This window comes from Streptomyces sp. NPDC025651 (assembly GCF_055558735.1).
This window is the reverse complement of record NZ_JBVHLZ010000003.1, coordinates 827,750-851,304: the sequence shown is the minus strand read 5'-3', so window position 1 is coordinate 851,304 and position 23,555 is coordinate 827,750. Positions and strand designations below refer to the sequence as shown.

General features: G+C 73.5%; 23 protein-coding genes and 2 pseudogenes. 16 read left to right on the top strand and 9 right to left on the bottom strand.

Annotation, left to right across the window (positions count from 1 at the left end):
- Positions 1-101 precede the first annotated feature (101 nt).
- Positions 102-323: a hypothetical protein gene (locus ACZ4D5_RS16075; protein ID WP_467772976.1), complete on the top strand. Its 222-nt coding sequence runs from the start codon at positions 102-104 to the stop codon at positions 321-323.
- Here ACZ4D5_RS16075 and ACZ4D5_RS16070 read toward each other — a convergent pair.
- Complete coding sequence (locus ACZ4D5_RS16070; protein WP_467772975.1) at positions 307-687, bottom strand: response regulator transcription factor; 381 nt, start codon at positions 685-687, stop codon at positions 307-309. The genes ACZ4D5_RS16075 and ACZ4D5_RS16070 overlap by 17 nt on opposite strands.
- Positions 688-782: 95 nt before the next feature.
- Positions 783-1,175, bottom strand: a complete 393-nt coding sequence (locus ACZ4D5_RS16065; RefSeq protein ID WP_467772974.1) for a VOC family protein — start codon at positions 1,173-1,175, stop codon at positions 783-785.
- A gap of 81 nt (positions 1,176-1,256) precedes the next feature.
- Here ACZ4D5_RS16065 and ACZ4D5_RS16060 point away from each other — a divergent pair, with 81 nt between their 5' ends.
- The gene (locus ACZ4D5_RS16060; protein WP_467772973.1) at positions 1,257-1,808 is read left to right on the top strand and encodes a GNAT family N-acetyltransferase; all 552 of its coding nucleotides are present in this window, start codon (positions 1,257-1,259) and stop codon (positions 1,806-1,808) included.
- Between the two features lie 46 nt (positions 1,809-1,854).
- On the opposite strand, the gene ACZ4D5_RS16055 is transcribed toward ACZ4D5_RS16060, so the two are convergent.
- From ACZ4D5_RS16055 to ACZ4D5_RS16035, 5 genes and pseudogenes are all read right to left on the bottom strand, one after another.
- On the bottom strand, positions 1,855-2,538 hold the full coding sequence (locus tag ACZ4D5_RS16055) for a glycerophosphodiester phosphodiesterase (RefSeq protein WP_467772972.1): 684 nt from the start codon (positions 2,536-2,538) through the stop codon (positions 1,855-1,857).
- A 76-nt stretch (positions 2,539-2,614) separates the two neighbouring features.
- Complete coding sequence (locus ACZ4D5_RS16050; protein ID WP_467772971.1) at positions 2,615-2,740, bottom strand: hypothetical protein; 126 nt, start codon at positions 2,738-2,740, stop codon at positions 2,615-2,617.
- A gap of 77 nt (positions 2,741-2,817) precedes the next feature.
- Positions 2,818-3,462, bottom strand: coding sequence for a helix-turn-helix transcriptional regulator (locus ACZ4D5_RS16045; RefSeq protein WP_467772970.1), 645 nt, complete (start codon positions 3,460-3,462; stop codon positions 2,818-2,820).
- Between the two features lie 85 nt (positions 3,463-3,547).
- Positions 3,548-4,812 (bottom strand): annotated as a pseudogene (locus ACZ4D5_RS16040) (hypothetical protein); the annotation flags it as partial.
- A gap of 32 nt (positions 4,813-4,844) precedes the next feature.
- The gene (locus tag ACZ4D5_RS16035; RefSeq protein ID WP_467772969.1) at positions 4,845-6,377 is read right to left on the bottom strand and encodes a phosphatase PAP2 family protein; all 1,533 of its coding nucleotides are present in this window, start codon (positions 6,375-6,377) and stop codon (positions 4,845-4,847) included.
- A 105-nt stretch (positions 6,378-6,482) separates the two neighbouring features.
- Here ACZ4D5_RS16035 and ACZ4D5_RS16030 point away from each other — a divergent pair, with 105 nt between their 5' ends.
- Both ACZ4D5_RS16030 and ACZ4D5_RS16025 read left to right on the top strand, forming a co-directional pair.
- Positions 6,483-6,854 (top strand): DUF488 domain-containing protein, encoded by a 372-nt coding sequence (locus ACZ4D5_RS16030; RefSeq protein ID WP_467772968.1) that lies wholly within the window; start codon positions 6,483-6,485, stop codon positions 6,852-6,854.
- A gap of 109 nt (positions 6,855-6,963) precedes the next feature.
- Entirely contained in the window at positions 6,964-7,977 is a 1,014-nt protein-coding gene (locus ACZ4D5_RS16025; protein ID WP_467772967.1) for an alpha/beta fold hydrolase, read from the top strand.
- Positions 7,978-8,001: 24 nt separating this feature from the next.
- Here the strand turns inward: ACZ4D5_RS16025 and ACZ4D5_RS16020 are convergent, their stop codons facing one another.
- Positions 8,002-9,477, bottom strand: a complete 1,476-nt coding sequence (locus ACZ4D5_RS16020) for a DHA2 family efflux MFS transporter permease subunit (RefSeq protein WP_467772966.1) — start codon at positions 9,475-9,477, stop codon at positions 8,002-8,004.
- Between the two features lie 139 nt (positions 9,478-9,616).
- On the opposite strand from ACZ4D5_RS16020, the gene ACZ4D5_RS16015 reads away from it, so the two are divergent.
- Positions 9,617-10,288 (top strand): TetR/AcrR family transcriptional regulator, encoded by a 672-nt coding sequence (locus ACZ4D5_RS16015; protein ID WP_467772965.1) that lies wholly within the window; start codon positions 9,617-9,619, stop codon positions 10,286-10,288.
- Positions 10,285-10,758, top strand: coding sequence for a hypothetical protein (locus tag ACZ4D5_RS16010; RefSeq protein ID WP_467772964.1), 474 nt, complete (start codon positions 10,285-10,287; stop codon positions 10,756-10,758). Before ACZ4D5_RS16015 ends, ACZ4D5_RS16010 begins: the two co-directional genes overlap by 4 nt.
- Here ACZ4D5_RS16010 and ACZ4D5_RS16005 read toward each other — a convergent pair.
- Positions 10,745-11,545: a helix-turn-helix domain-containing protein gene (locus tag ACZ4D5_RS16005; RefSeq protein WP_467772963.1), complete on the bottom strand. Its 801-nt coding sequence runs from the start codon at positions 11,543-11,545 to the stop codon at positions 10,745-10,747. The two genes, ACZ4D5_RS16010 and ACZ4D5_RS16005, sit on opposite strands and share 14 nt — an antisense overlap.
- Positions 11,546-12,008: 463 nt before the next feature.
- On the opposite strand from ACZ4D5_RS16005, the pseudogene ACZ4D5_RS16000 reads away from it, so the two are divergent.
- The 10 genes and pseudogenes from ACZ4D5_RS16000 to ACZ4D5_RS15955 all read left to right on the top strand — a co-directional run.
- A pseudogene (locus ACZ4D5_RS16000) lies at positions 12,009-12,983 on the top strand (dihydroxyacetone kinase subunit DhaK); the annotation flags it as partial.
- A gap of 3 nt (positions 12,984-12,986) precedes the next feature.
- Positions 12,987-13,724, top strand: coding sequence for a DAK2 domain-containing protein (locus tag ACZ4D5_RS15995; RefSeq protein WP_467773039.1), 738 nt, complete (start codon positions 12,987-12,989; stop codon positions 13,722-13,724).
- 100 nt (positions 13,725-13,824) lie between these two features.
- Positions 13,825-14,721, top strand: coding sequence for a bifunctional helix-turn-helix transcriptional regulator/GNAT family N-acetyltransferase (locus ACZ4D5_RS15990; protein WP_467772962.1), 897 nt, complete (start codon positions 13,825-13,827; stop codon positions 14,719-14,721).
- A gap of 146 nt (positions 14,722-14,867) precedes the next feature.
- Positions 14,868-17,372 (top strand): ATP-dependent Clp protease ATP-binding subunit, encoded by a 2,505-nt coding sequence (locus tag ACZ4D5_RS15985; RefSeq protein WP_467772961.1) that lies wholly within the window; start codon positions 14,868-14,870, stop codon positions 17,370-17,372.
- A 92-nt stretch (positions 17,373-17,464) separates the two neighbouring features.
- The gene (locus ACZ4D5_RS15980) at positions 17,465-18,031 is read left to right on the top strand and encodes a TetR/AcrR family transcriptional regulator (protein WP_467772960.1); all 567 of its coding nucleotides are present in this window, start codon (positions 17,465-17,467) and stop codon (positions 18,029-18,031) included.
- Positions 18,032-18,140: 109 nt separating this feature from the next.
- A complete protein-coding gene (locus ACZ4D5_RS15975) occupies positions 18,141-19,313 on the top strand; it encodes a GDSL-type esterase/lipase family protein (protein ID WP_467772959.1) in 1,173 nt (390 codons plus the stop codon).
- A gap of 53 nt (positions 19,314-19,366) precedes the next feature.
- Complete coding sequence (locus tag ACZ4D5_RS15970; RefSeq protein ID WP_467772958.1) at positions 19,367-20,527, top strand: NAD(P)/FAD-dependent oxidoreductase; 1,161 nt, start codon at positions 19,367-19,369, stop codon at positions 20,525-20,527.
- Positions 20,528-20,675: 148 nt separating this feature from the next.
- The gene (locus tag ACZ4D5_RS15965) at positions 20,676-20,990 is read left to right on the top strand and encodes a (2Fe-2S)-binding protein (RefSeq protein WP_467772957.1); all 315 of its coding nucleotides are present in this window, start codon (positions 20,676-20,678) and stop codon (positions 20,988-20,990) included.
- A complete protein-coding gene (locus ACZ4D5_RS15960) occupies positions 20,971-22,533 on the top strand; it encodes an FAD-dependent oxidoreductase (RefSeq protein ID WP_467772956.1) in 1,563 nt (520 codons plus the stop codon). The genes ACZ4D5_RS15965 and ACZ4D5_RS15960 overlap by 20 nt, the downstream gene beginning before the upstream one ends.
- Positions 22,534-22,571: 38 nt before the next feature.
- Positions 22,572-23,507, top strand: coding sequence for a dihydrodipicolinate synthase family protein (locus ACZ4D5_RS15955; RefSeq protein WP_467772955.1), 936 nt, complete (start codon positions 22,572-22,574; stop codon positions 23,505-23,507).
- Positions 23,508-23,555 lie beyond the last annotated feature (48 nt).

The following is a 23,555-nucleotide window of genomic DNA, read 5'->3' as shown; positions in this document are numbered from 1 at the left end:
CGCGTTGCCCTAGGGGTGTCCCCGGGGCACTTACCGGGGCGCCGTCGCGGCTTCCTCCGTAGCGTGAGGGCGGAGCGCCAGAAGGAGGACTAGGAGGACACATGAGGCTGATCCGGCGGGCGGACTGGGAACTGCTGAGCACACGGCTGGCCCGCGTCGAGACACTGGAGTCGGAGGTCAGAGCGCTGAAGGCGGCAGTGGAGCTGGTCGAACGCCGGATGGACGCGCAGCGGCGGCACCAGGAGAGCGCCCAGGACGAGGAGGCCGAGGTGTGGGTGGTGTCGGAGAGCGTCCGCCCGCAGCAGATCACGTTCCGGGTGTGAGCTTCTCGGCAAGCCGCATGCGGGAGTTGATGCCGAGCTTCGTGTACGTGTTGCCGAGGTGGTACTCGATGGTCTTGACGCTCAGCAGCAGTTCGCGCGCGATCTGACCGTTCGTCATGCCCCGCGCGGCGAGCCCGTACGGCAGCTCCGTCTCGATCTCCCCGCCACTGGCCCACAGGACGCGACAGGCGGGGTCCAGGCCGGCGCACAGGCGCCGCACGAGCGAGGTCTTGCCCATCCCGGCGGGCTCGTCGACGAGGACGACCTGCGGCTCGCTCCGCGCGGCTCTGCGCAGCCGGTCCTCCAGCCACGTCAGCTCGTCCCTCCGGCCGAAGAACAACGCCTCGGGCAGCGGCCCTGCCATACGGCCTCCCCCCACCGGGCGTCCCGCCGGGCGACGGGCCGCCACCGACACCTGGAGTCCTACCCAGCGGGCGCGCGCAGCCGACCGGGGACGGGTCAGATCCCGGGCCGGTAGCGGATCGGATGGTCCTGCGGGACCTCGACGAGGACGATCCGCACGCCGTCCGGATCCGTGATCCACATCTCGACCAGCCCCCACGGCTCCTTGACCGGCGGCCGCACCACCTCGACGCCGTGCCCGGCGAGTTCCTTGTGCGCCGCGTGGACGTCCGCCACCTGGAGCCACAGCTGGAGGCCGGGGGCGGGCGGCGTCCGGGAGCGGCCGGAGAGCTCCAGGAAGCCGCCGCCGAGGAAGTAGACCGTGCCGCGCTCGGGGCCCGTGCCGAACTCGCGGTACACCGCGAGGCCCAGCGCCTCGCCGTAGAAGGCCCGCGAGCGCTCGGGGTCGGTGGGGTGGAGAAGAGTCCTGCTGCTCAGTACATGCACCATGCGGCCGCACCCTAGCCGGGCGTTAGGCTCGACGGTGCCCCAGGCCGCGCCAGGATCCCGCACGATCGGAGAACGACGTCCATGGACACCGCCACCCGCCCCGCCCACGGCGATCTCACCTTCCGTGACGCAGTCGCCGACGACATAGACGCGCTCGTCGAGCTGATCGAATCGGCGTACCGCGGGGACTCCAGCAGGTCCGGATGGACCACCGAGGCGGACATCCTGGAAGGGCAGCGCATCGACCCGCAGGGCGTCGCCGAGGTCATCGAGTCGCCGGTGAGCCGGCTGCTCGCCGTGGAGCGGGACGGCGCGCTCGTCGCCTGCTGCCAGCTGGCGCACCGCGGTGACCACGCCTACTTCGGGATGTTCGCGGTGAGCCCGGCCCTGCAGGGCGCGGGGCTCGGCAAGGTGATCATCGCCGAGGCCGAGCGGACGGCGCGCGCCACGTGGGGCGTGCCCGCGATGCACATGACCGTGATCTCCGTACGCGAGGACCTCATCGCCTGGTACGAGCGGCGCGGCTACCGCCGTACGGGAGAGATGACCCCCTTCCCGTACGGCGACGAGCGCTTCGGCATTCCGCAGCGCGACGACCTGGAGTTCGAGCTGCTGGTCAAGCCGCTGGCCTGAGGCCGTCGGCCTGATCAGGTCACCGCCGGATCGGACAGCGACCCGATCAGGCGGTGAAGCGGCCCGTCCGCTTGATCTCCGGGTAGTCGGTGGTCGCCCCGTCCAGCTGCAGCGCCCGCACCAGGCGGAGATCGTCCTGTGTGTTCACCACCCAGCCGATGATCCGCAGGTCGGCCTTCTTGGCGTGCTCGACGATCTCCAGCGTCAGGCGCCGGATGTTGAGTACGAGGGTGGTGGCGCCGACGGCCGTGGCGCGCTCCACGACGTCGGTGCCGTAGCGGCTCGCGACCAGCGCGGTGCGCACGCCGGGGACCAGCCGCGCGATCTCCGCGATCGCCTCGTCGTGGAAGGAGATCACCTCCACCCGCGAGACCAGGTCACGGCTGTGCATGACCTCGGCGAGGGCGCGCGCGGCCGCGACGTCCTTGATCTCGGCCTGCAGCGGCGCCTTCACGGCGTCGAGGACCTCCTCGAACACCGGGATGCGCTCGCCGCGGCCGGCGTCGAGCTCCCGCAGTTCGGCGAGGGTCTTCTCGGCGATCGGTCCCTTGCCGTCGGTCGTACGGGCCACGTCGGCGTCGTGCATGACGACGAGAGCGCCGTCCTTGCTCAGATGCAGATCCAGCTCGATGAGATCGAGGCCCGCGGCTTGCGCGGCGATGAAGGAACGGAGGGTGTTCTCGGGTTCGACACCCATGACCCCGCGATGACCGATGGTGAGGAAGTTCAAGGTTCACTCGCTTCCGTCGACGGCGGCTCGGCGGCCGCGTGGTGAGGACGGAGGAACCACGCGGCAATGTCGCAGCCTAATGGCCCGCCTCGGTGAGGGAACCGCTCGGACGGGAGTGACTGGAGTCTTCCGCTCTGGCTCCCACGATGCCGAGGAGGAGTCCGGTGATCAGGGCGGCGACAAGGACGGCGCGGGTGCTCACGGGTGCGCTGCTCCGTACGGCGGGGACGGCTGACCCCGTCCGTCCTACCGGCAGGTGCGCCACCGCGGCGAGCCGCTTCACCCTGGGGTGGGCGAGTCCTCTCCGGGTTGACGGCTGGCGTCGTCACGGCCGTCGAGGTCCGCGAGGTCGTCGAGCATCGCCTCGGCCAGCTCCACCTCAGCCGCCAGGCGCCGCTCGCTCCAGCGCAGCGCGACCTGGGGGTGGGCCCAGGCCTCCGCGCCGTCCGCCCGCGCGAGCGCGTCCCGCACCTCCTTCAGCTCGCCCCTGGTCCGCGCGACGTGTTCCGCGACCAGCGCCCGCAGATGGTCCGGCGCCGTCAGGTGCCCGAGCCAGACCCGCAGCAGCAGTGGGTGCTTCAGGACGGGCGGTCCCGCGTCCTGGCCGCCGCCCGCCCAGGCGGCGAGCGCGGCGCGGCCCTCGTCGGTGATCGCGTACGACCGCTTGGTGCGGGGCTCGTCGGGCCCCGAGCGCCGCGACGTGGCGTACCCGAGGCCCTCCAGGCGGCGCAGTTCGGCGTAGATCTGGCTGATGGCGGGCGACCAGTAGAAGAAGCGCAGCGAGGCGTCGGCCCACTTCTTGAGCTCGTACCCGGTGCGCTCCCCGGGGAAGGAGAGCAGCCCGAGCACCGCCCACGCGGTCGGCGGCAGCCCTGCGCCGGAAGGGAGTTCGTGCTGCTGCGAGGGGGTGCGACGGGCTGCCATACGCCGCATTGAAGTGAACGGCGCGCGGCGGGCGCAAGGGGGCCGCCGCGCGCCGTTCCCGGAGGCTGTCGCGGTGCGCGCCCCAGAGGCCGTGGCGCGCGGCGGCCACCCGTACCGTCTCCGGCCTGATCTCGCCGCGCCGTGCCAGGGCGGCCAGGGCGGCGACCGTGACCGAGGGGGCGTCCACGCCGAAGTGGCGGCGGGCGTTCTCGCGGCTGTCGGAGAGGCCGTGGCCGTCCGTGCCGACGGACGTCCGGTCCTGCTCGACCCACGGCCGGATCTGGTCGGGCACGAGGCCCTCGCCCGTCATCGTGGTGCGCCCCGCCGGCGCGCCGACGACCAAGCCGCGGCCCAACTGGTCGCCGAGGGCCCAGAACTGATCGGCCGTCCGCTGCCGGCCGGACATCGAGTAAGAGACGGAGAAGGGGGTCATCGGCTCGGCGCGTGTCGCGTACGAGGTCGACGCCGCCGTCAGTGAGGCGAGCGAACCGGCCTCCGTGATGCCCTCGTTGAGGACCTGACCGTCCTTCGCCTCCTTGTGGCAGAGGAGTTGGGGCATCGTCCGGGGCGATCGGCACCCGGCGCCCGCCCGCCTCCTTGTCCCGCATCAGGTCCTTTTGTCCCGCATCAGGTCCTTGACCAGGCGTACGAACGCCATGGTCGTCGCGATCTCCTGGCTGCCCGAGCCCTTCGTGAGCGCGGCGCGCTGCTCGCGCAGGTGGGCGACCTCGGGGGAGTCCTCGCCGGGGTGGGCGTAGGGCACCAGGTCGTCGTTCAACGCGCTGTCGGTGATGGGGAGTTCGAGCAGGTCCCGCATGGCGCGGAACTCCTTGCCCGAGAGCTTCTTCATCTGGTGGTTGGCGTTGCGGGGCTCGAAGCCGGGGCCGAGCGTCCAGCCCTTGACCGTCTGGACGAGGACGACGGTCGGCGCGCCCTCGTGCTCCACGGCGGCGCGGTAGGCGGCGTACACCTCGCGCGGCTCGTGGCCGCCGCGCGAGGCGCAGACGATCTCTTCCAGCTGTGCGTCGGTGAGCCGGTCGGCCGGCGGCCGCGGCGCCGGGTCGGTGCCGAGGAAGCGCTCGCGGATGTACGCGCCGTCGCGCGCCGCGAACGTCTGGAACTGGCCGTCGGGGACACGCCCGAGGCGGCGGACGAGGAGCAGCTGGACAACCTCACCTTCGTCGTCCACTGCGACCTCCAGCGCCTGGACGGCCCGGTCCGCGGCAACTTCACGATCGTGCAGGAGCTGGAGCGGCAGTTCCGCGCCGCCGGTTGGAACGTGGTGAAGTCCCCGCACGCGGCAAGGGCCAGCGCGGCGGTCGCCTCGGGCTCGTCCCTCTCGCCGTCGCCGGCCATGCGGTGCACCGCGAGCTCCGCGGCGATCATTTCCGGACCCTACGGTACTCGGCCACCGCGGCCCACTGCGCGAACTCGTCCTGCGGCACGACCGGGCTGTAGACGGTCAGCGCGGCCTGCCGCTTGTCCAGGAGCAGCGTGTCCGGCGCGGGCGCGGTCTCCCCGTCGTACGCGAGATCGGCCACGTCCTCCAGGCCGCTGATCCGCAGCTGTTCGACGCGCTCGGTGTGGAAGACCCGGGAGCGCCGCAGCGTCCCGGTCAGGGCGGAGAGCGCGAGCCGGGTGCGGGCCAGCGGAGCCTGCGCGTCGACCGTGCGCACGTCGAGGAGCCCCTCGGCCAGCCGGGGCCGGTGGGAGGGGGCGAGGCCGTCCGGCAGATAGCGGCCGTTGCCCGTGAAGAGCAGCCACAGGACGCGGTCGTGGCCGTCGAGTCTGATCCGCAGCGGCGACGCGGTCCGCAGAACGGCGGCCAGCGCCACGGCGGCCGCGGGCCACTTGCCGATGCGCCCCTCCAACCGCTCGCGCCTGCGCACCAGTTCCGGATAGAGCCCGATGCTGAAGGTGTTGACGAAGCCGGTGACGTCCTCGCCCTCGCCGTCCCTGACCCGCGCCAGGTCGACCCGCACGGCCTCGCCGCGCCGCACGGCGTACGCGGTGTCCTCGAAGGTGGCCGCGCCCACGTCCAGGGCGAAGTGGTTGAGGGTGCCGCCCGGGAACACCGCGAGGGGCAGCCCGGCCGCGGCGGCGCGCCGGGCGGCGGCGTTCACCGTGCCGTCGCCGCCGCAGACCCCGAGCACCCCGCCCGCCTCGGCGGCCCGCGCCACCGCCTCGTCCAGGAGCTCGCCGAGGTCGTCGCCGGGGCCGTGCAGGACGATCTCGGCCTTGGGCAGGAGCTGCGCCAGGTACTCCCGGGGCGGCAGGAGCTCCGGGACGCCCTTGCCCGAGCCGGAGTTGACGACCACGAACAGGCCCTCGCCGTCGGGCAGCGCGGGCGCCTTCGCCCAGGTCCTCTCGTCCCGGGCGGGCGCGGGGCGCGGCGGCCACCAGTAGCAGGTGAGCGCGGCGGCGGCCGCCCCGAGCGCGCACCCCGCGAGGATGTCGCCGGGATAGTGCACGCCCACGTACACCCGCGAGAAGGCCACGGCCGCGGCCACCGGCGCGACCAGGGCGCCGTAGCGGGGCGCCTCCAGGGCCACCCCGGTGGCGAACGCCGCGGCCGACGCCGCGTGCCCGGACGGGAACGACGGCGTCCACGGCGGCTCGCCCAGGCGCCGCACCAGGGGCACCGCGTCGAGCACGGGCCGCCGGCGCCGTACGGCGTACTTCGCGAACGCGTTGGTGGTCAGCGAGGCCAGCGCGAGGGCACCGGCACCGCGGAGCGCCGCACGCCGCGCCGCGGGCCCGCCGGCCACCGCGAGCAGCGCGGCCGAGGCGAACCACAGGCGGCCGTGGTTCGCCGCGGAGCTCAGCGGCGGCAGCACCTGTTCCGCGCCGGGCAGCCGCGCGGCCGCCACCCGTTCGAACCACCGCCGGTCGATCCTGCCGATCCGTCCCGTCATGGCCTCACTGCAACAGGGCGCGCGGGCCGCGGCCCGCGCTGCTCGTCCGAACGGGTCACACGGGCCCGCCGGACGGGGCGTGCGGATCCGGCGGAGAATACGGGCATGACGACAAGTCGTTCCCTCGACATTCAGGTCAAGCGCGTCTACGACGCCGCCGCACCGGACGACGGCGCCCGCGTCCTGGTCGACCGGCTGTGGCCGCGCGGCGTCTCCAAGGAACGGGCCGGGCTCGACGCGTGGGACAAGGACGTGGCCCCCTCGAACGAACTGCGCCGCTGGTACGACCACGATCCCGCCCGCTTCGACGAGTTCGCCGAGCGCTACCGCCAGGAGCTCGCGGACGACGGCCGCGCCGCGGAACTGGACCGCCTCAGGGACCTGGCCCGCGCGGGCCGCCTCACGCTCCTGACGGCCACCAAGGACCTTCCGCACGGACATGTGCGGGTCCTGGTGGATGTCCTGACCTCGGGGTGACGACCGGGCCCCGATTTGCCGAAGTGGCAACAGAGATCGACCCGTTCGGCAGCCTGGCCGCACGCTCGGGACCCAAGAAGAGTGCCGCCCCGGTGCACGAGGAGGGTCCATGTCCCCGATCCCATCCACCCCCACCACCCCCGAAGACCGCACACACCGTCTGATCCCCTCGCCCGCGGGCCGTATCCACCTCGTGGAACAGGGCGAGGGGCGGCTGGTCCTGCTGGTGCACGGCTTCCCCGAGTCCTGGTACTCCTGGCGCCACCAGCTGCCCGCCCTGGCCGCGGCCGGGTACCGGGCGGTCGCCGTCGACGTACGCGGCTACGGACGCTCCTCCCGGCCCGGCGACGTGGCGGCCTACCGGATGCTCGACCTCGTCGAGGACAACGTCGCCGTGGTGCGGGCGCTCGGCGAGGAGACCGCGGTGATCGTGGGCCACGACTGGGGCGCGACCATCGCCGCGCACTCCGCGCTCGTCAGACCGGACGTGTTCGGCGCCACCGCCCTGCTGAGCGTCCCCTACACGCCGCCCGGCGGGCCGCGTCCGAGCGAGGTGTTCGCGGGGATGGCCCAGGGCGCGGGCGGGGCAGGGGAGTTCTACGTGTCCTACTTCCAGGAGCCCGGCAGGGCCGAGGCCGAGATCGAGCCCGACGTGCGCGGCTGGCTCGCCGGTTTCTACGCCGCCCTGTCCGCCGACACCATGCCGGGGCCCGACGCCCCCGACCCGCACTTCACCGGACCGGGCGGGACGCTGCGGGACCGCTTCCCCGAGGGCCGCCTGCCCTCCTGGCTCGACGCGGCCGATCTCGACGTCTACGCGGGGGAGTTCGAGCGGACCGGCCTGACCGGCGCGCTCAACCGCTACCGGAACATGGACCGGGACTGGGAGGACCTCACCCCCCGCTACGCGGGCGCCCCGATCACCCAGCCCTCCCTGTTCGTCGGCGGCGCCCTGGACGCCTCCACCACCTGGCTCGCCGACGCGATCGAGGCCTTCCCCGCCACCCTGCCGGGCCTGCGCTCCTCGCACCTCCTCGACGGCTGCGGCCACTGGATCCAGCAGGAGCGCCCTGCCGAGGTCAACCGGCTCCTGACCGACTGGCTCGCCGGTCTGTCGGCCTGAACCGTCCCTGTCCACCCGCCCGGTTCAGTCGGCCACCATGTCGCGTGGTCGCTCCTGGGCGGGGACTTCGCCCGGCAGGTCCCGCCGCCCGGCACCGGTTCCGGCGCCCTCGGGCCTGCCCGGCAGGAACCAACCGGCGATCAGTACGGCGAGGGCCGCCCCGAACACCCACCAGGAGGCGCCCTGGAAGGACTCCACCGGGCCGTGGCCGCTGTCGGCCCGGCGCTGCAGCAGCAGGGCGACGACGGCGATGCCGAGCGAGGCGCCGAGCTGGTTGATGATGTAGAGCGCCGACGTGCCCTGCGCGACGGACTCGCCCGGCAGCGTCCGGTACAGCGAGCCCATGGTGGGAGCGCCGATGAAGCCGAGGCCCACACCGGTGGTGAACGCGCAGACGCCCAGCAGGACTTCACTGGTGTCGGCCCCCGCCCGGGTGTACGCCAGCGAGCTCAGGGTGATGACGAGGGCGCCGAACGGGACGAGCCGCTTGGCCCCGACCCTGTCGCCGAGGCGGCCGGCCACCGGCATGGCGAGGAAGGAGCCGACACCGAGCGGGGCGAGCAGCAGCCCGGCCGCGAGGACGCCGTGGCCGCGGACCTCCTGCTGGTAGAGGGGGACGAGGAACAGCATCGAGAAGAGCATGACGCCGGTGAGCCCCATGACCGTGACGCTGGCGGAGAAGCCGCGGCTGCGGAACAGGCCGAGGCTGATCAGGGCCTTGGCGCCGACCCGCACGGCGTGCGCGCCGTAGCCGACGAGCAGGACGGCGCCCAGGGCGAGCGCCACGATCACCGGGGCGCTGCCGAACCCCGCGTCCTCGCCGGCCCGGGAGAGCGCGAAGGTGAGGACGGCGAAGGCCGGGCCGAGCAGCGCGAGTCCGACGACGTCGAGCGGGGTGCTCGACCGCTCGCTCCTGGGCGGGTCGGCCGGCACGGTGCGCAGGGAGAGCGCGAAGGCCAGCACGCCGATCGGGATGTTCACCAGGAACATCCAGCGCCAGTCGAGGCCCTCGATGATGAGGCCGCCCAGGACGGGGCCGAGGACGGGGCCGAGCGGGATCACGATGCCCATCAGGCCCATGACCCGGCCCACGCGCTCCGGTCCCGCGACGCGGGCGAGCAGGGTGAGCATGATCGGGTCGAGCATGCCGCCGCCGAACCCCTGGACCACCCGGAAGGCGATGAGGCTCTCGATGTTCCAGGCGAGGCCGGAGGCGAGCGAGCCGAGGGTGAAGAGGGCGAGGCCGATCAGCCACATCTTCCTGCCGCCGAGGCGGTCGACGGCCCACGCGGTGAAGGGGATGGCGAGCGTGACCGCGAGGAGGTAGCCGGTCGCGACCCAGCCGACCGTGCTGAGGGAACGGTCGAAGCGGTCGCCCAGGGTGCCGATTCCCACGTTCACGATCGTGCCGTCGAGCAGGCCCATGAGGCCGCCCATCAGGAGCACGACGATCAGCTGTAACAGGCCCCGGTCGAGGCGATCACTGCGTGTCTGCGTCATAGGTCTCTCCAGTCGCACGCGAGCAGGAATTGAACTAGGCGGTTCAACCTAGTGACCTAATCAGTAAGACACAACCAGCGAGGTAGATGAAGTGAACTGATTGGTTCAATCGGTTGGTTGGCCGAGGTAGGGTGCTCGTGTGACCGAAGCGCAGCTCACCACCACCGGCGGCCGCAGGGCGTCGCGCGGACGCATCGACAAGCGGCAGGCGATCCTCGACGCGGCGTTCGTCGTGTTCGCCAGAGAGGGGTACGGCAAGGCGTGCGTGGAGTCCATCGCCGGTGAGGCCGGTGTCGCCAAGCCGACGGTGTACAACCACTTCGACGGCAAGGAAGGCCTGTTCAAGGACGCCATGCGCGTCGCCGCCGAGCGGGCCGGCGCGAAGAGCCTCGCCGTGGTCGCGAGCCTCGGTAGCGGCACGGAAGATCTGGCACGGGCGCTGGAGGACGTCGGATACCGCCTCCTGCTCTGCTACGCCGGCGACGACGCCTGGGCGCTGCGGCGCCTGCTGCACGCGGAGATCTCGCGGTTCCCCGACCTCGTCGAGGAGATCTGGGGCAGTGGCCCGGACCGCCTCTCGCAGGCCCTCGCCGACCGTCTCGCCCGGCTCGCGCTCGCGGGCCGGCTGCGCCTGGCCGACCCGGTGCGCGCCGCCGAGCAGTTCGTGGCCCTGCTCACCGGACCGATCGAGGGCCGCTCCGTCCTCGGTACCCGTACGGTCCCCGACGAGGAGCTCCGGGCCGTCGTCGCCGCCGCCGTGGAGACCTTCACCCGGGCCTTCGCCGTGCGGCAGGGACCGGAGGACCGGTGAAGGACGTGCGGCGCGCGAGCAGGTCCGCCACGGTGACGGCGGTCCTGCTGTGGACGGCGGCCCTGGTCGCCTTCGCCGTCCCGCTGCGCCATGCGCTCGTCGCCACGCACGCCTACCGGGCCGGTTACTGGGCGACGGTCACCGACGGACGTGAGCTCGACGACTTCGCCTGGAAGGATCCGGCGGGCCGGACCGTGCGCGGCGCCATCGAGGGCGTACCCGAGGACGGGGTGTGGGACGAGGAGGGCGAGGGGACGAGCGACGTCACCGGTGACCGTGTCTGGGTGTCGCGGGAGGGTGTCGCCCACATCAGCGAGTCGCCCGTCGAGACGGACATGGTCATCGGGTACGCCGGGGCGGGCGCCGTCGTCGGCGTCGTCCTGCTGGTCCTGCGTGCCCGGCGCGGGAAGCGGAGCCAGGGGGAGGAGCGCGACGACGCCCTCACCCCGCGGGCGCTCACGGGAAGGTGACGGCCGGGTCCACCGGCGTGAGGACGAACCAGCGCAGCGCCGTGTCCCCGAAGCGGCTGTACGTCGCCACGCGCACGTCCACGGGGTCGGGCGCGACCAGCGGGAAGAACATCGGGCGTGCGGCGTCGTCGCCCGGGGCGCCCCCGACGTCGGCGGTGGCGTCCCACAGCTCGGCGACCCCCGGCTCGCGCCGCACGGTCCGCACCACCTCGTCGAGGCGCTCGTTGTCCGGCCAGCGCTGCCAGGCCAGACGCAGCCGGCCGAGCAGCGGGGCGGCCCACTTCGTGTCCCACTCGCGCAGCTGATACCGGGCGTCGGCCGAGAACGCCCAGGTCATGGCGTTCGCCTCCGGACGGACGAGCCAGGGGCAGTGGCGCGCCGCCACGGCGTTGGCCTCCACCACGTCCCAGGCCTGGTCGCAGATCCAGCTCACCCTGCGCTGCTGGTGCAGCAGATCCAGCATCGCGGCGTCGGGGCGGACGCCGTCCGCGCGGTGCCGGGGCGGCTGGTGGCCCGTGCCGCGGTAGAGGGCGGTCGCCTGCCCCGGGGAGAGGTCCAGGATCCGCGCCACCCCGGCGATCATGTCGCGCGCGTACTTGCGGTCCTCGCCCCGCTCCAGCGCGCGGTACCAGCGTTCGGAGACGCCGAGCAGCAGCGCCATGTCGAGCTGGGTGAGGTAGCTCCGGTGGCCGCGGAAGGGGACGGGGTCGTCCAGCAGGCGGGGGTCCCTGGCCATGCGCCAGGCGCGCAGCATCCGTCCGAGGTCCTCGCGTCGCGCGTCCAGCAACTGTAAAGACCTCGCAAAGTCGGGATCGTCGTACGAAGAGCGCCGCGTGCCCTTCGCGGATCCCCGCCCGGGCCGGGGCAGGGTGTCAGCCTCGCACACGCCGCCCGGGACCGGAACGGGAGAGTGCCGGTAGCGGGTGGTGCCGACCTTGTGGGCGGGTGGGCGGCCATGGTGGGCGCCTCGCCACCCGGCGCGATCGGCACTCGGCGGTGCCGGTCGGTGAGCGGGATGGACGGCCCGCGCCTTCACGCGGGCCGGACATGGGCGGCCGCCATGAGACACCGGCGGTTGCCGCCGGGCACAGGTGGCCGCCACGGGACACGGGCGGTCGCCACGGGACACGGGCGGTCGCCACGGGACACGGGCGGTCGCCACCGGGCGGCGCCGGACGCCCAGGCCAGTCGCGGTACCTGCCCACTCGTCGTACACATCCATGAGTCGCACAGCTACGGAGAATCGCCCGATGAGCCACTTCCTGCCGGAGACCGACCCCGTTCTGAACGCAGCCCGAGGGCTCGCCCTGGCGCACTCCGGCATGATCGAGGTGAACAGCAGCCCCCTGTACCTGCGGGCGCGCGACGCGGACCCGGCCCGCACGGTCGCCCTGGTCTCGGGCGGCGGCTCCGGCCACGAGCCCCTGCACACCGGGCTCCTCGGCCGCGGCGGCCTGGACGCCGTCTGCCCCGGCGAGGTCTTCGCCTCCCCGCACAACCGCCAGATCTACGAGGCGAGCGCGGCGGCGGCCAAGAGCGGCGGCGTCCTGCTCATCGTCAAGAACTACACGGGCGACGTGATCAACTTCCAGATCGCGGCGGAGCGGCTGCGCCACGACGGGATCGACGTCGCCACGGTCCTGGTCGACGACGACCTCGCCACGGACAGCGCGGACAGCGCGACGGGACGCAGGGGGACCGCCGCCACGGTGGTCCTCGAAAAGCTCCTGGGCGCGGCCGCCGACCGGGGCGCGACGCTGGCGGAACTCGCCGACCTGGGGCGGCGGATCGTGGCCCGCTCGCGCAGCATCGCGGTCGCCGCCCGCGCCCAGACCTCGCCGACGACGCTGGCCCCGGCGTTCGCGCTGGACGAGGGCACGCTGGACTACGGCGTCGGCATCCACGGCGAGCGCGGCACCCGCACCATCGCGCGGCCCGCCGTCGGCGACCTGGTCCGGCGCATGACCGACGACCTGCTCGACGCCCTGCCCGACGGGCCCGACGAGGTGCTCGCCCTCGTCAACGGCCTCGGCGCCACCACCGAGTTGGAGCTCCACGCCATCGGCACCCTGCTGAACGACGAGCTCACCGCCCGCGGCATCCGGCCGGTGTTCGTCGTCCCCGGCACCTTCACCGCGGCCCTGGACATGGCGGGCTTCTCGCTCACCCTCACCCGGCTCGAGGACGGCTGGGCCGACCTGTGGACCGCCCCCAGCCGGACCCCGCTCGTGCTGCCCCGCCCCACCCACGCCCCCGACCTGCCCGCGCCGGCCGCGCGGGAGACCGTGAACTCCCCGGCCGGAGCGCCGCGTTCGGGCGGGGACCGCGCCCTCCTCGACCGGTACGCGCTCACCGTCACGCAGGTCCGCGACAACCTCACCAAGCTCGACCAGCTCGTCGGCGACGGCGACTTCGGCGACAACCTCGCCGGCGGCGTACGGCGCGCGGTGAAGCTGGCCGACGAGAGCGGCATGGACGGCACGGCCGCGCTCGCCTCGGCGTTCCTCAACGATGTCGGCGGTACCAGCGGCCCGCTGTTCGGCCTCCTCTTCCAGCACCTGGCCGCCGCGTCGCCCGCGGACGGCTCGGCCCCGTCGGTCGCCGCGCTCGCCGAGGCGGCGGCGGCCGGGCACGCCGCCATCCACCGCGTGGGCGGGGCCGAGCCCGGGGACTGCACGCTGGTCGACGCGCTCGCGCCCGCCGCCGAATCGCTCGCCGCGGCCACCGGGGAAGCCGACTCCGATGCGCCGCTCACCGAAGCCGCACAGGCCGCCATCCGCGGCGCCCTCGCCACCGCTTCCCTGCGGCCCCGGCGAGGCCGCGCCAGCTACGTCGGGGACCACGCCCTCGGCGTCCCGGACCCCGGCGCCCTCGCCGTGGCCCTGCTCTTCATGGCCCTCGCCGACATCCACGAGCCCGCCACGGCGCCGCGCCTGCCCGCCCCCGGGTACATCACGCTGCCCTGACCCGAGCCGCCCCGTGCGGTTCGGCCCGCTCGATCCGCCGGCCCGGCATCCCTCCCTCGACTAGAATTCTCTGACTGGAGTCAGAGGAACGGGTCAGGGAATGGATGCCGGGCAGATCGACCAGGTACGAAGGTTCAACCGCACCGTCACCGAACGCGTGGGCGTGCTCCACGACCGCTACCTCGGCGGCGACCGCCCCGTCGGCGAGGCCCGGCTGCTGTGGGAGATCGGCGAGCGGGGGCAGGACGTGCGCCGCCTGCGCGAGCGCCTCGGTCTCGACTCCGGCTACGTCAGCCGCCTCCTGCGCGCCCTGGAGTCCGACGGCCTGGTGACGGTCGAACCGCTGCCCGAGGACCGGCGGGTCCGCACGGTCCGCCTCACCGAGGCGGGGCGCGCGGAGCGCGCCCTGCTCGACGACCGCAGCGACGAACTCGCGAGCTCCCTCCTGCACCCCCTCGACACCGCCCGGCGCGCCCGCCTCGTCGCCGCCATGGCCGAGGTCGAGCGGCTGCTCACGGCGGCGATGGTCACCCTGGAGGCCGTCGACCCCGACCACCCCGACGCGCTGCACTGCCTGCGGTCCTACTTCACCGAACTCCAGGGCGCCTTCGACACCGGCTTCGACCCCGCCCGGAGTCTGCTGCCCGACGCGGGCGGACTGCGCCCGCCGCACGGCCTGTTCCTGGTCGCGAGGGTCCACGGCGAGCCCGTCGGCTGCGCCGGGCTCAAGCTGCCGCCCGACGCCCCGGCCGAGATCAAGCGCATGTGGGTCGCGCCCGACGCGCGGGGCCTGGGCCTCGGCCGCCGGTTCCTGGCCGAGCTGGAGGCACGCGCCCTGGAGCACGGGCGCGACGTCCTGCGCCTGGACACCAACAAGGCGCTGAGCGCGGCGCGCGGCCTGTACCACTCCTGCGGCTTCCAGGAGGTCGCCGCCTTCAACGACGAGCCGTACGCCCACCACTGGTTCGAGAAGCGGCTCACCGCGAAGCCGAGGTGACGGAAAGGGCGCCGCGTCACCCGTTCGGCGGGGGTGCCGCCCGGGGCCGCATTGCGGGCCCAGGGGGCTGTTGGTCCACTGAGGGCCAGGGGAACGGGGCCGTCGGGACCCGTCCCCACCCCTTCCCCCACCTCAGGACGGCTTCGATGACCATGCCCTCCTTCGGGTCCTTCGGCGGCCCGGACCCGTTCTCCGAGATGCTGGACCGGTTCTTCGGCATGTCCCCCGCGTCCTCCCCGCCGCAGGTCCAGCGGGTGCCGATCGGGCGGCTGCTGACCGACTCGGCGCGCGAGCTCATCGAGGCGGCCACGGCGCGCGCCGTGGACGACGGCAGCAGGGACCTGGACACCGAGCACCTGCTGTGGGCGGCCACCCAGGTCGATCCCGCGCGCACGCTGCTCGTGAAGGCGGGCGCCGACCCCGACCGGCTGGCCAAGGAGCTCGCGGGGGCGCTGCCCGGCGAGAGCGCCACCCCGTCCGCCGATCCGCGGATGACGCCTGCCGCCAAGCGCGTCCTGCTCAAGGCGTTCGAACGCGCGCAGGCCGCCGGGGTGTCCTACGTCGGCCAGGAGCACATCCTCGCCGCCCTCCTCGACACCCCCGACTCCGGCGCGGCGAAGACCCTGGGCGCGTACGGCACCGACGTCGGCGAGCTGCGGGGCGCCGCCGACCACGCGGCCCGCGCCGACGGCGCGCAGCCGGAGCGCGAGAGCACCACACCCACCCTCGACGAGTACGGGCGCGACCTGACCGAGGAGGCGCGGGCGGGCAGGCTGGACCCGGTCGTCGGGCGCGCGGAGGAGATCGAGCAGACCGTCGAGATCCTCTCCCGGCGCTCGAAGAACAACCCGGTCCTCATCGGCGAGCCCGGCGTCGGCAAGACGGCGATCGTCGAAGGGCTCGCCCAGCGGATCGTGGCCGGTGAGGTGCCGCGCTCCCTCCAGGGCAAGCGCGTGATCGGCCTCGACCTGTCGGGACTCGTCGCGGGCGCCCAGTACCGGGGCCAGTTCGAGGAGCGTCTGAAGAAGGTCATCGACGAGGTGGGGCAGGCCGGGGACTCCACGATCCTGTTCATCGACGAACTGCACACGGTCGTGGGCGCCGGGGCCTCGGGCGAGGGCGCGATGGACGCGGGCAACATGCTCAAACCGGCGCTCGCGCGGGGCGAGTTGCACGTGGTCGGGGCGACCACCATCGACGAGTACCGCAGGTACATCGAGAAGGACGCCGCCCTGGAGCGCCGTTTCCAGCCGGTCATGGTGCCCGAGCCGAGCGTCGAGGAGACCGTCCTGATCCTGGAGGGCCTCAGGGACGCGTACGAGGCCCACCACCAGGTCCGCTTCGCCGACGACGCACTGGTCGCCGCCGCCGAACTGTCGGACCGCTACATCGGCGACCGCTTCCTGCCCGACAAGGCCATCGACCTGGTGGACCAGGCGGGCGCCCGGGTCCGCCTCAGGTCCCTGGGCAGATCCACGGAGGTCGTCTCCCGTGAGGACCGGATCGCCAAGCTGAACCGCGAGAAGGAACAGGCCGTCGCCGCCGAGGACTTCGAGCGGGCCTCCGAGGTGAAGAGGCAGATCGCCGAGACCGAGGCCGAGCTCGCCGGGGTCACCGAACGCCGCGAGGGCGTCATGGACGTCACCGCCGGCGACATCGCCGAGATCGTCGCCCGGCGCACCGGCATCCCGGTGGCCCAGCTCACCGAGAGCGAGAAGGGCAAGCTCCTCAAGCTGGAGGAGGCGCTGCACTCCAGAGTGGTCGGGCAGGACGAGGCGGTCGTCGCCATCGCCGAGGCGGTGCGCCGCAGCCGGGCCGGCATGGGCGACCCGAACCGGCCCGTCGGCTCCTTCCTCTTCCTGGGTCCGACGGGCGTGGGCAAGACCGAACTGGCCAAGGCGCTGGCCGAGTTGCTCTTCGGCGACGAAGGGCGGATGGTCCGCTTCGACATGAGCGAGTTCCAGGAGAAGCACACGGTCTCACGTCTCGTCGGCGCTCCGCCCGGATACGTCGGTCACGAGGAGGCCGGGCAGCTGACCGAGAAGGTGCGCAGGCAGCCCTACAGCGTGCTGCTCTTCGACGAGGTGGAAAAGGCCCACCCGGACGTCTTCAACACCCTGCTCCAGGTCCTGGACGACGGGCGCCTGACGGACTCGCAGGGCCGCACCGTCGACTTCCGCAACACCGTCATCATCATGACGTCCAACATCGGCGCCCAGCGCATCCTCGCCCACCACGGAGACGTCTCAGAGATCAAGGGCGACCTCATGGGCGACCTGCAGGGCCGCTTCCCGCCCGAGTTCCTCAACCGCATCGACGAGACCGTCATCTTCCACGGCCTGACTCAGGACGACCTGGGCGAGATCGTCGACCTCCTCCTGGAGGGCAGCAAGCGGCGCGTCCACGCCCAGGGGATGACGCTGGAAGTGACGGAGGCGGCGAAGAAGCTGCTCGTCGCCCACGGCCACCAGCCCGAGTTCGGGGCGCGGCCGCTGCGCCGCACCATCCAGTCGGAGCTGGACAACCGGATCGCGAGCCTGCTGCTGAGCGGCGAGGCGAACCCGGGCGACACGATCGTCGCGGACGTACGGGACGACGCGCTGGTGTGCGCCGTGACCGCGCCGGAGGCGGCGGCGCCCGCGGAGGCCTGACCCACGCGCACTGTGGCCCCTTAAAGGCATGCCGATTTGCCTAAAGCATTTAGGTAACTGCATCATCGGTGATGCCGAGGAAGGGGAACGTCATGGTGCGTGTAGGGCTGACCAGGGAACGACTGGTCAGGGCGGGAGCGGAGCTGGCCGACGAGGTCGGCTTCGACCAGGTGACCGTCTCGGCGCTCGCCCGGCAGTTCGACGTGAAGGTCGCGAGCCTGTACTCGCACGTCAAGAACTCCCAGGACCTCAAGACCGGGATCGCCCTGCTGGCCCTCGCGGAACTCGCCGACCGGGGTGCCGACGCGCTCGCGGGGCGGGCAGGCAAGGACGCCCTCGCCGCCCTGGCGAACGTCTACCGGGACTACGCCCAAGAGCACCCCGGCCGTTATGCCGCGACCCAGATGCGGCTCACTCCGGAGGCGGCCGCCGCCAGCGCGGGCGGCAGGCACGCGGAGATGACGCGGGCGATCCTGCGCGGCTACGACCTGACCGAGCCGGACCAGACGCACGCGGTCCGCCTCCTCGGCAGCGTCTTCCACGGCTACGTCAGCCTGGAACTGGGCGGCAGTTTCAGCCACAGCGCCCCGGACACGCAGGAGACCTGGACGCGCGTCATCGACGCGTTGGACGCGGTGCTGAGGAACTGGCCTGCCTGAACGCGGTGTTGGCGGCGCCGTTCGTCTGCGGGTCGGTCGTGGCCGGTCGCGTAATTCCCGCGCCCCTTTCAGGGCGCCCACTCCACTCTTGGATCAACAGGTTGAGGCAATGCATACCGAGCACCACTGGATCAATACACCGATAACCGTCGACCTGCTGCGCGGCGCCCTGGACGTGGAGCACACCGAACACGGCGTGCTGCCGCACCGGCTGCCCGCGTGGGCCCGCGCCCAGAACACCGACCCGCAGCTGGCCATGGCCGAGGCCCAACCGTCCGGCGTACGACTGGCCTTCCGCACCGGCGCCACCGCCGTCGAGCTGGACACGCTGCCCACCAAGCGCTCCTACGTGGGTGCTCCGCCCCGCCCCGACGGCGTGTACGAACTGCTCGTCGACGGCCGCGTGGCCGGCCGGGCGAGCGCGACGGGCGGCCACACCTTGGTCATCGACATGACCAAGGGGACCTTCGAGCACACCGCGGGGCAGCCCGGCACGCTGCGCTTCACCGATCTGCCCGACGGCGTCAAGGACGTCGAGATCTGGCTGCCGCACAACGAGCGGACCGAACTCGTCGCCCTGCGGACCGACGCCCCCGTCGAGCCGGCGCCGGACCCGGGCCGCAAGGTGTGGCTGCACCACGGCAGTTCGATCAGCCACGGTTCCGACGCCGCGAGCCCCACCACGACGTGGCCCGCGCTCGCCGCCTCGCTCGGCGGCGTGGAGCTGATCAACCTCGGCTTCGGCGGCAGCGCTCTGCTCGACCCGTTCACCGCGCGCGCGTTGCGGGACACCCCCGCGGACTTGATCAGCGTCAAGATCGGCATCAATCTGGTCAATGCCGACCTGATGCGGCTGCGCGCCCTCGGTCCGGCGGTGCACGGATTTCTCGACACCGTCCGCGAGGGGCACCCCACCGCCCCGCTCGTCGTCGTCTCGCCGATCCTGTGCCCGATCCACGAGGACACCCCCGGGCCCAGCGCCCCGGACTTCAGCAACCTCGGCGAGGGGCGGGTGCTGTTCAAGGCCATGGGCGACCCCGCCGAACTCGCGGGCGGAAAGCTCACGTTGAACGTCGTCCGGGAGGAGCTGGCGCGGGTCGTGAAGCAGCGGTCGGCCGATGACCCGAACCTGCACCACCTCGACGGCCGCGACCTCTACGGCGCCGCGGACTCCGCCGAACTCCCGCTGCCCGACGGGATCCACCCGGACGCGGCGACCCACCGCCGCATCGGCGAACGCTTCGCCGAGCGGGTCTTCGCCACCGGCGGCGCCTTCGAATAGGCCGTTGATCGCGGGCTCTTGGCAGCACGAGTGCCATGTGAAATATTACTGACGTGCTGACAGCGAACTCCGCGGACGTCATCGTCATCGGGGCGGGCGTGACGGGCGCGGCCTGCGCCCACTACGCCGCCCGGTCCGGCCTCCGCGTCACCGTGCTCGACCGCGGCCCCGTGGCGGGCGGCACGACGGGAGCGGGCGAGGGCAACCTCCTGCTCTCCGACAAGGAGCCGGGCCCCGAGCTCGAACTGGCCCTGATATCCGCCCGGTTGTGGCAGGACCTCGCCGGCGAACTCCCGCCGGACATCGAGTACGAACCCAAAGGGGGCCTGGTCGTCGCCTCCGACGAGGCCGGGTTCGGCGCCCTGCGGGAGTTCGCGGCCGGGCAGCGCAAGGCGGGCGTCACGGCGGACGAGATCCCGGCCGACCGCCTGCACGACCTGGAGCCCCACCTCGCCCACGGCCTCGCGGGCGGCTTCCACTACCCCCAGGACGCCCAGGTCATGCCCGCGCTCGCCGCGGCGCACCTGCTGCGCGCGGGCGGCGACCGCGTCCGCCTCCGCGTCGGCGAGGAGGTCACCGGCCTGCTGACCGGGGCGTCCGGCGAGATCCGCGGAGTGCGGACGGCCACCGGGGAACACCGCGCCCCGTACGTCGTGAACGCGGCGGGCACCTGGGGCGGCGAGGTCGCCCGCCTCGCCGGGGTGGAACTTCCCGTGCGGCCGCGGCGGGGCTTCGTCCTGGTCACCGAACCGCTGCCGCGCGTGGTGCGCCGCAAGGTGTACGCGGCCGACTACGTCGCCGACGTGGCCAGCGGGTCCGCCGCGCTGCAGAGTTCGGCCGTGGTGGAGGGCACCCCCGCGGGGCCGGTCCTCATCGGCGCCAGCAGGGAGCGGGTCGGCTTCGACCGCACGCTCTCGACCGAGGTGCTGAGGCGCCTCGCGGCCCAGGCCGCAGCGCTGTTCCCGGTGCTCGCCGGGGTGCGGGTCATACGTACGTACGCCGGTTTCCGGCCCTATCTCCCCGACCACCTGCCCGCCATCGGCCCCGACCCGCGCGTCCCCGGTTTGCTGCACGCCTGCGGACACGAGGGCGCGGGCGTCGGGCTCGCTCCCGTCACCGGTCTCGCCGTCGCCCGCACCCTGACCGGCGGTGAACCGCCCCTCGACATCGGCCCGTTCAGACCGGAACGCTTCCCCGCGGCCGGGACCGCCTGAGTCCGCCCTCCCCTCGGGCGCACCAGCCCGAGTCCGCCCCGCGAGTCCGCCCCACCGAGTCCGCCCCCACCGAGCCTGCACGCCTGAGTCCGCCCGCCCGAGCGCACGCGCCCGAGTCCATCCGTCACGACAGGAGAGGGGCCCGTCCATGGCCCGTACCCCAGCCGACCTGGTCGGCGCTCAGCCCGGTCCGCCGTTCTCCCTCACCTTCGACGGCCGCACCGTGACCGCACTGCCCGGCCAGACCGTCGCCGCCGCGCTGTGGGCGGCCGGAATCCTGGCCTGGCGCACCACGCGCGACGGCGGGCGCCCGCGCGGCGCGTTCTGCGGGATCGGGCACTGCTTCGACTGCCTCGCCACGATCAACGGCGAGCCCAACCGCAGGGCCTGTCTCGTCCCGGCCGGGCCGGGGGACACCGTCACCACGCAGGAAGGACACGGCCGTGCCGGACTCGCCGTCTGAACCGCACGGTCGCGGCGCGGCCGAGCCGTACGACCTCGCGGTGATCGGCGCGGGCCCCGCCGGACTCGCCGGATCCGTCACGGCCGCCGAACTCGGCCTGTCCGTCGCCCTGTTGGACACCGCGAGCCACACCGGCGGTCAGTTCTACCGGCACCCCGCACCCGCGGCGGGCGCGACCCGGCCCGAAGCCCTGCACCACGACTGGTCCGCGTACGCCACCCTGCGCCGGCGCCTCGAACAGAGCGAGGTGAGACACCTCCCCGCGCACCACGTGTGGAGCGTGACAAAGGGCGGGGCGGGCGGGGGAGGTGAGGCGGGGGACGGGCTCTGGGCGGTGCACGCCCTCACCGGCCCCGACGGCGGCGGCGAACGCCCCGTCCTCGTGCGCGCCCGCGCCGTCCTTCTCGCGACCGGCGCGTACGAACGTCAACTCCCCTTCCCCGGCTGGACGTTGCCCGGCGTCGTGGGCGCCGGAGGCGTTCAGGCCATGCTCAAGTCGGGCCTGGTCCTGCCCGGACGTCGCATCGTCGTGGCAGGGAGCGGTCCCCTCCTCCTGGCGGTCGCCTCCTCGCTGGCCGCCGCGGGTGCCCAGGTGCCGGCCGTCGTCGAGGCGTCCGGCTATCTGCGCTACGGGCGGCACCCGCGGACCCTCGTCGCCAACCCGCACAAGGCGGTCGAGGCCCTCACCCACGGTGCCGCGCTGCTGCGCCACCGGGTGCCCCTGCGGCAGCGCAGCGCGGTCACCGAGGTGCACGGCACCGACCGCGTGGAGGCCGTCACGGTCACGCGCCTCGACCGCGACTGGCGCCCCGTACGGGGGTCGGGGCGCCGCGTCGAGTGCGACGCGCTCGCCGTCGGGCACGGCCTCGTCCCGCAGATCGACCTGGCGACCGCGCTGGGCTGCGCCACGCGCTCCCTGTCGGACGGCACGAGGGCCCTGGCCCTGAGCGGCCTGCAGGAGACCTCGGTGCGCGGGATGTGGGCCGCGGGCGAGACCGGGGGGGTGGGTGGCGTCGAACTCGCCCGAACCGAGGGTGAGTTGGCGGGGCTCGCGGTGGCCTCCCGGATCCTGGGCCGGACCGTACGGCGCGGCCGGATGCGTGATCTCGCGGGCCGCAGACGGCGGATGCGCGCCTTCGCCGACGCCATGACCGCCGCCCACGCGCCCGGCCCCGGGTGGACGCGCTGGCTCACGGACGACACCGACGTGTGCCGCTGCGAGGAGGTCACCGCCGGGCGGGTCAGGGAGGCCGTCGAGGACCTCGGCGCGCGCGACGCCCGCAGCGTCAAGCTGCTCACCCGGGCCGGGATGGGCTGGTGCCAGGGCCGGATGTGCGGCGCGGCCGTGCACTGCCTGGCGTCGGGCGGCGATGGCGGTCGCCCTTCGCCGGAGCGGCGTCCGCTCGCCACCCCCGTCCCCCTCGCCGCGCTGGCGGCGCTCGACGACCCCGGTGCCTCCAGCGGTCCCGGTGCCTCCAGTGGTCCCGGTGCCTTCAGTGGCCCCGATGTCTCTGATGGCTCCGACGGCACCCTCGCCACGTAAGTGAGATGTCACATACTCAAGAGAGAGGTCGCTCCGACATGACCGCCAATACCACCAACACCACCAACACCGCCAACACCTGGAACAGCGCCCGCCCTTGGCGCGGCATCATGGTCGCCACCGTCCTGCCCCTGCGCGACGACCTGTCCGTCGACCACGACGCCTACGCCGAGCATGTCCGCTGGCTGCTCGACAACGGCTGCGACGGTGTCGTGCCCAACGGCTCGCTCGGCGAGTACCAGACCCTCACCGACGAGGAGCGGACCCGCGTCGTGCGGACCGCCGTCGAGGCCGCGGGCGACGGCGCGCGGGTCATGCCCGGCGTCTCCGCCTACGGCAGCGGCGAGGCCCGGCGCTGGGCCGAGCAGGCCGCCGAAGCGGGCTGCGGCTCGGTGCTCCTGCTGCCCCCGAACGCCTACCGCGCCGACGCGTCGGCCGTCCGCGCCCACTATGCCGAGGTGGCCCGCGTCGGCGTGCCGGTCGTCGCGTACAACAACCCCATCGACACCAAGGTCGACCTCACGCCCGAGCTGCTCGCCGCGCTGCACGGCGACGGCGGCGTCGTCGCCGTGAAGGAGTTCTCCGGCGACGTCCGCAGGGCCTACGAGATCGCCGAACTCGCCCCGGAGCTCGACCTGTTGATCGGCGCCGACGACGTCCTGCTCGAACTCGCCCTGGCCGGTGCCGTCGGCTGGATCGCCGGCTACTCCAACGCGTTCCCCGCCAGCTGCGCGCAGCTGTACCACGCGGCCGTCTCCGGCGACATGGCGACGGCGCTGCCGCTCTACAAGTCCCTTCACCCGCTGCTGCGTTGGGACTCCAAGACGGAGTTCGTCCAGTCCATCAAGCTCTCCATGGACCTCGTCGGACGCCGGGGCGGCCCCACCCGCCCGCCGCGCTTCCCGCTCGTCGGCGAGATCGACGCGGGCGTGCGCGCCGCCACCGAGAAGGCCGTCGCCGACGGCCACCGCTGACCGCCCGCCCACACCGGCCACCAGGACCGCACAACCACCGACCGAGAG

Excerpts from the sequence above, each read along its gene's own strand:
- ACZ4D5_RS16075 (WP_467772976.1), top strand. The coding sequence starts at position 102 with ATGAGGCTGATCCGGCGGGCGGACTGGGAACTGCTGAGCACACGGCTG.
- ACZ4D5_RS16070 (WP_467772975.1), bottom strand. The coding sequence starts at position 687 with ATGGCAGGGCCGCTGCCCGAGGCGTTGTTCTTCGGCCGGAGGGACGAG.
- ACZ4D5_RS16065 (WP_467772974.1), bottom strand. The coding sequence starts at position 1,175 with ATGGTGCATGTACTGAGCAGCAGGACTCTTCTCCACCCCACCGACCCC.
- ACZ4D5_RS16060 (WP_467772973.1), top strand. The coding sequence starts at position 1,257 with ATGGACACCGCCACCCGCCCCGCCCACGGCGATCTCACCTTCCGTGAC.
- ACZ4D5_RS16045 (WP_467772970.1), bottom strand. The coding sequence starts at position 3,462 with ATGGCAGCCCGTCGCACCCCCTCGCAGCAGCACGAACTCCCTTCCGGC.
- ACZ4D5_RS16035 (WP_467772969.1), bottom strand. The coding sequence starts at position 6,377 with ATGACGGGACGGATCGGCAGGATCGACCGGCGGTGGTTCGAACGGGTG.
- ACZ4D5_RS16030 (WP_467772968.1), top strand. The coding sequence starts at position 6,483 with ATGACGACAAGTCGTTCCCTCGACATTCAGGTCAAGCGCGTCTACGAC.
- ACZ4D5_RS16025 (WP_467772967.1), top strand. The coding sequence starts at position 6,964 with ATGTCCCCGATCCCATCCACCCCCACCACCCCCGAAGACCGCACACAC.
- ACZ4D5_RS16020 (WP_467772966.1), bottom strand. The coding sequence starts at position 9,477 with ATGACGCAGACACGCAGTGATCGCCTCGACCGGGGCCTGTTACAGCTG.
- ACZ4D5_RS15990 (WP_467772962.1), top strand. The coding sequence starts at position 13,825 with ATGGATGCCGGGCAGATCGACCAGGTACGAAGGTTCAACCGCACCGTC.
- ACZ4D5_RS15985 (WP_467772961.1), top strand. The coding sequence starts at position 14,868 with ATGACCATGCCCTCCTTCGGGTCCTTCGGCGGCCCGGACCCGTTCTCC.
- ACZ4D5_RS15980 (WP_467772960.1), top strand. The coding sequence starts at position 17,465 with ATGGTGCGTGTAGGGCTGACCAGGGAACGACTGGTCAGGGCGGGAGCG.
- ACZ4D5_RS15975 (WP_467772959.1), top strand. The coding sequence starts at position 18,141 with ATGCATACCGAGCACCACTGGATCAATACACCGATAACCGTCGACCTG.
- ACZ4D5_RS15965 (WP_467772957.1), top strand. The coding sequence starts at position 20,676 with ATGGCCCGTACCCCAGCCGACCTGGTCGGCGCTCAGCCCGGTCCGCCG.
- ACZ4D5_RS15955 (WP_467772955.1), top strand. The coding sequence starts at position 22,572 with ATGACCGCCAATACCACCAACACCACCAACACCGCCAACACCTGGAAC.